Annotated in this window: 8 protein-coding genes and 1 pseudogene; all 9 read right to left on the bottom strand. The window is 56.6% G+C overall.

The features are described from left to right. Nucleotides 1-142: pseudogene (locus P7F28_RS33715) on the bottom strand (IS66 family insertion sequence element accessory protein TnpB); the annotation flags it as partial. Nucleotides 143-277: 135 nt separating this feature from the next. Beyond that, on the bottom strand, nucleotides 278-1150 hold the full coding sequence (locus tag P7F28_RS07710; protein WP_277183929.1) for an IclR family transcriptional regulator: 873 nt from the start codon (nucleotides 1148-1150) through the stop codon (nucleotides 278-280). Between the two features lie 288 nt (nucleotides 1151-1438). Continuing rightward, entirely contained in the window at nucleotides 1439-2812 is a 1374-nt protein-coding gene (locus P7F28_RS07705) for an MmgE/PrpD family protein (protein ID WP_277183928.1), read from the bottom strand. Nucleotides 2813-2940: 128 nt separating this feature from the next. After that, the gene (locus tag P7F28_RS07700; RefSeq protein WP_277183927.1) at nucleotides 2941-3855 is read right to left on the bottom strand and encodes an NAD(P)-dependent oxidoreductase; all 915 of its coding nucleotides are present in this window, start codon (nucleotides 3853-3855) and stop codon (nucleotides 2941-2943) included. Between the two features lie 23 nt (nucleotides 3856-3878). After that, nucleotides 3879-4451 (bottom strand): carboxymuconolactone decarboxylase family protein, encoded by a 573-nt coding sequence (locus P7F28_RS07695; RefSeq protein WP_277183926.1) that lies wholly within the window; start codon nucleotides 4449-4451, stop codon nucleotides 3879-3881. Continuing rightward, a complete protein-coding gene (locus P7F28_RS07690; RefSeq protein ID WP_277183925.1) occupies nucleotides 4438-5307 on the bottom strand; it encodes a carbon-nitrogen hydrolase family protein in 870 nt (289 codons plus the stop codon). The genes P7F28_RS07695 and P7F28_RS07690 overlap by 14 nt, the downstream gene beginning before the upstream one ends. Then, entirely contained in the window at nucleotides 5304-6188 is an 885-nt protein-coding gene (locus P7F28_RS07685) for a 3-keto-5-aminohexanoate cleavage protein (protein ID WP_370467262.1), read from the bottom strand. The genes P7F28_RS07690 and P7F28_RS07685 overlap by 4 nt, the downstream gene beginning before the upstream one ends. Nucleotides 6189-6308: 120 nt before the next feature. After that, nucleotides 6309-7733: an aldehyde dehydrogenase family protein gene (locus P7F28_RS07680; protein WP_277183923.1), complete on the bottom strand. Its 1425-nt coding sequence runs from the start codon at nucleotides 7731-7733 to the stop codon at nucleotides 6309-6311. Between the two features lie 78 nt (nucleotides 7734-7811). Further along, the gene (locus P7F28_RS07675; RefSeq protein WP_277183922.1) at nucleotides 7812-8636 is read right to left on the bottom strand and encodes an SDR family NAD(P)-dependent oxidoreductase; all 825 of its coding nucleotides are present in this window, start codon (nucleotides 8634-8636) and stop codon (nucleotides 7812-7814) included. Nucleotides 8637-8742: the final 106 nt, after the last annotated feature.

The following is an 8742-nucleotide window of genomic DNA, read 5'->3' as shown; positions in this document are numbered from 1 at the left end:
CGTGCTCTTGCGCCATGCGCGCCACCGAGACGCCCGGGCGTAACGCCGCCTCGATCAATGCCCGTTTGCCATTTTCATCGTAGCGGCGACGGCCGTCGCTGCTTTGCCGAACTACTCTCAGCTCTGAGTCTTTGTCAGCCATAGGTGTCCACCTCACGAATAGGTGGACACCTATGCTCCTCGCTCAGAGTGCTATTGGGTAGACGTCGATAGTGGATCGCTTACATTTAAAGGCTGCGCCATGGCGTCTGCTAACGCCATGGCTCACGACGCAGCATTAGCGCGACGGAACGGACCCGAAGGCACGCGGTGGCAAGATGAGTTCGTCACCAGCATCGGCAATCGCCTCTGTGAGCATCTGGCCTGCTTTCACAACTTCGTTGCAGTAGGCCGGTAGGTTCTTTCGTTCCAATCGGTCCTCCCCGCCTGCGATGCCGACACTTCCGACGGCGAGTCCTTCTGCGTTGAAAACGGGTGCCGACACGCCGAAAACGCCTTGATTGAACTCGCCGTGGCTGACAACAAAGCCGTCCTTTCGGATTGCCGCGAGTTTTTCGCGGAAGCCTTGCCAGTCAGTGCCCAGTGCCGCGCGCGCGATTGTGCGCTGATGTTGCTGAAAGATGCTTCTGAGCCGATGAGGGGGCACATACGGGAGGATCACCTTGGATGCAGCCCCAGAGAAGAGCGGCCGCCGTTGGCCTCGTGAGAAGAGATTAGGCGGGCTTCCTTCGGATAGGTCCTCCCTGATGCACATTACCGAATCCCGATATAGCGCACAAAGAAGGGCTGAATACCCTGTACGCTTCACCAACTGGCGAAGAATCTTCCCCCCGGCCTTGTACAGCGGGTCGGACATCCGGATCTGACGGTCGAACTCAACGAATCGCGGGCCCAGGACGTATTTTCCGTTGGCAACCGCTTCAATCAGACCAGCTTCGTGAAGCGCTTTTATGTACCGATAGGACGTTGATCGTGACGTACCCAGGTAATTCACCAGGTCGCTCACGGGTCGGACGGGAGCCGCTGGCGTAAACAGGTCGAGTATGCCCAACATGCGCCCGATGCTCGTCTGTGCTTCACTCTCTTTTTTCGAGGCAGCTTCCGTGGAGTCGCTCAACTGTGATGTTTGCTTTGCAGTCGATTTGGCCATTTTCTGCATTCCGTGTGGCTTAACCTGCGAAAAGTGGACCGCTTTGCGGATCGGCCCAACTTCTCGAGCGCTCACTGCTGAGAATTTGAGGATCGGTGTTGTTGTCGCAATAAATGCGACGCAATTATATCAGAATGCGGGAATTTATTCGTATAATGAATAATTGCGCTGAAAACTTCCGATTCGCGCGGATGGCTGCGTTCGACTGAGCGGACCAGTCGAGCTGTCCTCAATACGTCGGTTCCCTACGCAGTCCACCGCTCGAAGAATTCCGCCTTCACTGTACCGTTAGATCGAGCTTGGCGCGGCTACACGTATGATGTCCGCCGCGTCTTCGAGCTCCTCAATGCGCCAAGAGCGCTGGCACATGGTTGTCGCCTCGAACCTAGAAATGTGAAGGAGCGCCTGTTGGTAGTATTTTTCGTTGATGTCATCGTCAGACATCGGGTTCATAACGCTTCCCTTGCAGTGCTCGATGGAAACAGTTTGCTCCTCGCCGCTCTCCAAAAGGACATGCAGGACAGCACTTTCTGGAGGGATGGCATCATCCGTAAGCACGTTGATGCGATCCCTGAGTTGTGCAATACGCACGTCCTGAACCACTTGAGACTGGCCCTCAGCGATGCTGGCGCGGCCGTACCAAAGTGCGGTCGCCACCCAATGAAACAGACTGACCTTAGCCTCGAGCACGTTCTCCGGATGCCGCCGAAAGCCAAGTGCCATCGCGGACGGATGTGTGTGAAGGCGGACCTCTCTAATCTGGCGGCTGCGGTCTGCGCCTTGAGAGTGATGCCATTGAAGAGCCGCATTGACGACCGGATGTATGACGGCCCCACACGGATAAGGTTTGTAAGCGAGAGCTTCCACCTCGAACGGGCTGCCAAGGGGAGGTAAGAGATATTCAAAGTGAGGCGTGCTGGAGAACAGACTCAAATATCCGTACTTTCCTTCCAATGGAGCACGCGGGCCGTCGAACCCGTGCTGCGCGAGAATCGCCGCGCGCAACCCGGTTTGTGCCGCATGACCAAAAATTAAGGTGGCACTCATGCTGCCATGAGCAGCTCTAAATCCGGACGACTGAGTGGCGGCGATTCCTATCGCCCAGCCAATCTGCTCGGAGGTCAGTCGGAGTGCTTTGGCCGCAGCCGCTGCTGCGCCAACGCCGGCGGCAATGCCCGTCTGCGACCATCCGATATCGCCCTGAGCGGGAGGAACCGATACCGCCTTGCTCAACCGACCGGCGATTTCGATGCCGAGCACCATCGACAGCAAGAAGTCGCTGCCAGTCAGGCGCTGCCGTTCTGCGAGAGCCAGAAGGGTCGTAGCGACTGCGCCACTGGGATGTAAGAGCGCTTCCGAATGGGTGTCGTCAAACGAATAGGCCGCGGAGCTTAGGGCATTGATTAAAGCGGCCGTGAGAACATCTACGCGTTCAGGTCGGCCGAGAAGCGTACAGGTTTGGCCTCCGGCAAGCGGGATCAGTGCTCTAGCAGCCGTCGCGACGATTTCATGGTGGGATCCGCCGATACAACATCCTAAGATATTGACCAAGGCTCGCTTCGCTGATTCTCGCGACGACGGCGATAGATCGGTTAATGTCGTGCGAAAGACGAACGAGGCAACGTCGTGAGTGAGCGTATCCGGCGGTGCTTTATCGTTCATGAGGTTTCCGTTGATCCGAATGCAGGTGCATCACTGGCGTCTGGTCATTGTTTCAGCCGACGCGGGTGTGCTAGACAGTTACATAAATTGATCGAGTTTCTCGAATTGCTCTCTAAAAAGGCCGAGGGCTATTGTTTGCCGCCGTTCAACTCTTCCGTTTTGCGCAGTGACTGAGACTGCATGTAGAGGAAAACCTTCATGCTATCTTCGTCGCGATATCCGGCTGCAGCGGCTTCCTCATAGAGTTCAAGGATGCGCGGAGCGATCCAGGTAGGAGCGCCACACCGCTGCGCCTCCTCTAACAAGAGCGCTTCATCTTTTAGGCCAATGGTCAACGGGCCGTTGAACTTGAAGGTTCCCGTAAGAATTGCCGCCGGTACCTTGTCAGTGGTGGTGTAGTTGCGCGCAGAACCAGCATTGAACACATCGTTGAGGACCTTCGGGTCAAGTCCAGCCTTTATACCCATTGCAAGGCCTTCAAACACCGCCAGGCGACCGGCCGCAGAGATGTGATTATTGATCACCTTTGCGACTTGGGAGACCCCCGGTTTGGCGCCAAGATAGAACAGCTTGGCTGCGAGTTTTTCTAGCACGGGTTTCCCTAATTCGAAATCGCCCTCGGCGCCCGAGGCCAAGATTGCGAGAGTGCCGGCGCGTGCTCCAGGCGGACCGCCGCTGACTGGCGCATCAATCATCCCGACACCGTCATCCCGTAGACGCGAAGCAATCGACTCGATCGTGCTGCTTCCAATAGTCGAGGTTTCAATATAGACGCATATTTCCTTGCCTTTGACCACGCCGAACTCGCCCAGGGCGACATCGAGGCTTGCTTCTCGCGAGGGCATCGATGCGATCACGATCGAACATGCATTCGCCACTTCCAACGGGCTCGCTGCAACCTTTGCTCCCAATCGTTGCAGTTCCTGCACCGCTTCGGGATTGCGGTCGCACACAGTGAGATCGACACCTTGCTCGAGCAGGCGTAGAGCCATCGGCTTCCCCATGTTGCCTACGCCAATTAGTCCCACTCTCAACGGATTCATTGATGCCTCACACAAGAAGAAATTTATTCAACGCTTGCCGCTCTTTGCACCCAACCTGCTGGCAGCTTGCCCGATGGCAGGGGAAGTTCTGCAGCATTAAGAATGAAAGCAAGCGTCGTGTAGTAGCCGCATACCGCAAGAACATCAAGGCTCGTCGCGCTACCGAATCGGCTTTTCAACGCACTGAAGGCGGAGTCCGATGGGCGGCCCTGCCAGGCAGTTTCGTACGCAAAATCGTAGATTAGTGAAGCGTCCGAATCCAGCGCATCCGGCCTTCGTCCCGTGCCCAATGACGTAATCACTTCATCTGACAAGCCAGCCTCCCGCCCAATACGCGCATGGGCGAGCCATTCATAGTCGCTCGACCATCGATGGGCGGTGATTAGAACAGCTATCTCGACCAAATGTCCTGGCAATCCTGTTCGAAAACGCAGATGTTCCCCGAGCGCCTGCAAGTGATTTGCGAGTTCAGGGTTATGAATCAAGGCGATAAAAGGACCTTTTAGCGATCCTCTGGGGCCAGCGGCAATAGCGTCAGCGACTTGTCGCTGACGAGGTGACATTTCGTCTCGAGTCAGGATTTCATATTTGCTCATGCTTGGTCTCTATGCTATTCGCGGAAATATGGCTCGTTTCAAAAGCCCGATCATGCGTAAGTGACGGCATGCGCGCCCTTGCGACCGACACCACGTCAAGGTCGATCTCGGCGCAGATGACATCTGGTGCTTCGCCGGCCGCGGCAACCTCCCGCCCGTCCGGGTCGACGATTAGGGAGTGTCCGTAAGTTTCGTGACCGCCTGGGTGCGTTCCGCAGGTGGCCGGAGCGACAACGAACGCGCGATTTTCGATCGCGCGCGCTTTCAACAGGGTATGCCAATGTAGCGATCCTGTCGCCCGGGTGAATGCGGACGGCACAAGGAGAATCTGAGCACCCGACTGCGCCAAGGCCCGATAAAGTGCTGGGAAGCGCAGGTCATAGCAGACAGTGATTCCCAGCCGTCCCCAGGGAGTGTTAACAAGAACGGCTCTAGTCCCCGGCGTGTAGGAAGACGATTCGCGAATTGTCCTCCCGCTTGGTAACGTGGCGTCGAACATATGGATCTTGTCGTATCGGGCAACGATTTCCCCTTGATCCGAGATGACAATTGACCGGTTAACGATGTTGCCTTCGTCTGTGCGAATGACGAGGGAGCCGAGTATCAGCCAGATGCGATGCTTTCGAGCTATCGAGACGAATTGAGGCAGTGCTGGATGATCTTCCTCACGAGCTGCGCTGTCGCGCATCGAACGGCCGCTCGCATGCAAGAAGAAGCTATATTCAGGGGTGGCGACTAGTGTCGCTCCCCTTTGGGCCGCGATCTCAATCGAACGTGAGACCTGATCTATGTTGGCGCGTAGGTCATCTGTCGGCGTAGTTTGCACACAACCGACGATGAAGCGTTCGTTGCTCATGACTTTGCGATACCAAGGATCAATCGAGCTTCGTCCGGAGTGGCCAAACGTGTTCCGAGAAGCTCGACAAGCTGTGAAGCTTTGCGCACGAGGGAGGCGTTGTCCGGGGCAAGCACCCCTTTTTCCAGATAGAGGTTATCCTCCAGGCCTACGCGTACATGGCCGCCGAGAAGCACCGCTTGCGCGACCATTGGGAATTCCGACCTCGAAACTCCGAACGCTGCCCATTGTGAACCGACCGGCAATAGACTCTTCATCGCCGCGAGTATCTCGGGAGTGGCCGGTGCTCCCCACGGCACGCCAAGGACCATCTGAAAGAGCGGCGTCGGTTCGAGCAGGCCTCGACGGATAATATCGATAGCCAACGCCACGTGTCCCGAGTCGAAGACTTCCAGTTCCGGCTTCACCCCAGCTCTGCGGATTTCTGCCGCAATGGCCTCCACGTGCGCCGGCACGTTGATGAGCGCACCTTTGCCAAAGTTCAGTGTGCCCATATCCAGACTGCAAATCTCAGGCTTCAATTCCAAGATATGGTGGACGCGCTCAACTGGTGGACGGAGGTTGGACCCTGCGCCCGCCAGGTTTGCTTCCGTGTCGCTAGGCACGAACCGGGCACCCGGGCCGGTCGTGAGGTTGACGATGACCGGACTTCCACTGTCGCGAATGCGATCTACAACCTCGCGGTACAGCGCAAGATCCATACTTGGTTTGCCTGACTCGGGATTGCGAACGTGAATGTGAGCGATCGCCGCACCCGCTTCGCAGGCTTCAATTGCGGCGGTGGCAATTTGAGCGGGCGTCACGGGGACAGCCGGATATCGTCCGGCGGTGTCGTCACCGCCAGTGACTGCGCAAGTAAGGATGACAGGCTGCTGCAAGATAATCCCTCAATATGTCAATGAAACAACGCGTCACTGTGCTAGGTGACATCGTGAACTTGGTGAGCCGACTCATGCTGACTGTCGGCCAGCCGTTCGATCGGGTGGGGCACGATTAAGTCGTCAACGGTCAACAAACCCGATCATTGCCTTGACTTCGAGATACTCTTCCAAACCGAACACTCCCATCTCCCGCCCGTTCCCTGACTGTTTGTAACCACCCATCGGCGCTGCCGGGTTCGAAGCGACTCCGTTCAGAAAAACACGGCCTGCGCGCATGCGAGATCCGACTTCGTGTCCCGTTTTCCTGTCGGATGTAAATACATAGGCCCCGAGGCCGTAGCGGGTGCCATTGGCAATTTCCAATGCTTGTTCTATGGAACGATAAGGCATGACAGCGAGGACGGGGCCAAAGATTTCCTCTTGTGCAATCGTCATCTCTGGCTTTACGTCTGCGAACACAGTCGGCTTGACGAAGTAGCCGCTCGTGAGTTCTGGCGGGCGTCCAAGCCCCCCACAAACGAGGCGAGCATCTTCGTCGATACCCTTCTGGATGTACATTTGTACTCGATCGAATTGAGCCTTGTTCACGACCGGGCCAAGGGTCGTTGAAGCGTCCTCCGGATCTCCAACTTTGATCTTTTTGACCTCTTCACAAAGCAGGTCGATAGCCTGATCAAGCTGGTCCTCATGTACAAGCATGCGAGACGGAGCGTGACAAGATTGTCCGCTGTTAGAGAAGCAGCGAGCAATGTTCCACTGGGCGGCCTGACGAAGGCCAGCGTCGGGCAACACGATGTTGGCAGACTTGCCGCCGAGTTCCTGACAGACGCGCTTGACGGATGCCGCGGCCGCTTGAGCTACCTGCACTCCCGCCCTGGTCGAACCGGTAAAGGATACGAGATCAATATCTGGATGGGTGCTGATAGCATGGCCCACCGTTGGCCCATCGCCGATCACCAGATTAAACACGCCCGGCGGAACACCCGCTGCGTCCAGAATTTCAGTCAGAATGATGGCGCTCAGTGGCGTGAACTCGCTTGGCTTGGCAACAACGGTACAGCCCGCTGCAAACGCGGACGACAACTTCGTGCAGAGAATTTGCACGGGCCAGTTCCACGCGGTGATAAGTCCGCAGACACCGATAGGCTCGCGTCGAATGACGTTGACGCCCTCCTGAACTTCGAAGTTGTATCCGCGAAGGGTGATAATCGCCTGTTGAAAACCTTGTAGCGCAGCTTGGGTCATGATGACCTGCGACTTAGGAGAGCCCATCTCAAGGGTGATAGCGGCCATCAGATCCTTCTGGCGTGCTTGGTAGACCTCGATGATTCTCTCGAACAGGGCAATCCTTTCCTCCTTGGAGGTTTCGGAGAAGGAGGGAAATGCCTTTCTGGCCGCCTTGACGGCGAGATCCACGTCGCGCGCGCTCGCGAGACAGACGCTTGCAATCGGCTTCTCAGTTGTTGGGCTGATCAGTTCGAGCCTTTTCGGGTCGACCGGAGCTACCCATTGGCCATCAATATAAATTGTCTCGTGATTTCTCATGACGTTAAGCCTCTTCTCAGCAATGGAACGAAAGCGCGAGGCCGCTTTCAAAGTATGTGGACTCGACCTCAGTGCGGCTCAGTTACTGTGGGTGTAACCGCCGTCGCACGCGATTGTTTGGCCGGTTATGAAAGCCGAAGCGTTCGTGGAGAGGAAGATCGCAAGCCCCACCAAGTCTGTGGGCAACTGGCCCTTGCGCAGACATTGTTCGCTGAGAAGCTGGACGCGTCGCTCCTGCGTTGGATTAACCGCGCGGTCAACCTCCGTCGCGACGGCTCCCGGGCGGATCGCGTTTACCGTGATGCCGAATGGTCCGAGTTCGCGAGCAAGAGAATTCGTCATTCCGATGATTGCGGACTTCGATGTGACATAGTGGAGGTAGTTAGGAACCCCCCTAGGGACGGAGTCAGAAGATGTGTTAATAATGCGTCCCCAACTGGCCTTGCGCATGGCCGGAGCGACGGCCCTTGCGCATAGAAAAGTGCCAGTGATGTTGATGCGCATCACACGCTCCCATTCTTCAAGGGGAATTTCATCAAAAGGGCGCTTTGGCAGGGTTGCGAAGATTGCTGCGTTATTAATGAGCGTATCTACGCGGCCGTACTTGTTGAGGGCGCTCTCAACCATCGCGTCGACAGATTCCCTATCGCCCACGTCCACGGATACGGCCATAGACCGACCGCCAGCTCGCTCGATCTCGGCACACACCCGTTTCGCGTTTTCGACGTTCAGATCCGCCACAACAGGGATCGCGCCGGCCGCCGCAAACTGTCGCGCATACTCGCGCCCGATCCCTTGACCTGCTCCAGTGATGATTACCACGCGCTCCTTAACGCTGAAATCGCGAGCCGACTCGGGCACGCCTGAGTCATCGGGTGCGTGAACGCTTGTTTGTTGATTCATCTCGAGTCTCCGATATCTAAAAGCATGAGCAGCTTCATACAAAGCTGGCTAGGTAGGAATTCGATGACAGGCGCTATGCGGATACCTTCCAGTTGAGGCTTTGCAC

This window comes from Caballeronia sp. BR00000012568055 (assembly GCF_029439455.1).
Taxonomy (GTDB): domain Bacteria; phylum Pseudomonadota; class Gammaproteobacteria; order Burkholderiales; family Burkholderiaceae; genus Caballeronia.
Note: the sequence above shows the minus strand (reverse complement) of the source record. Positions and strands in the feature narration are given on the sequence as shown.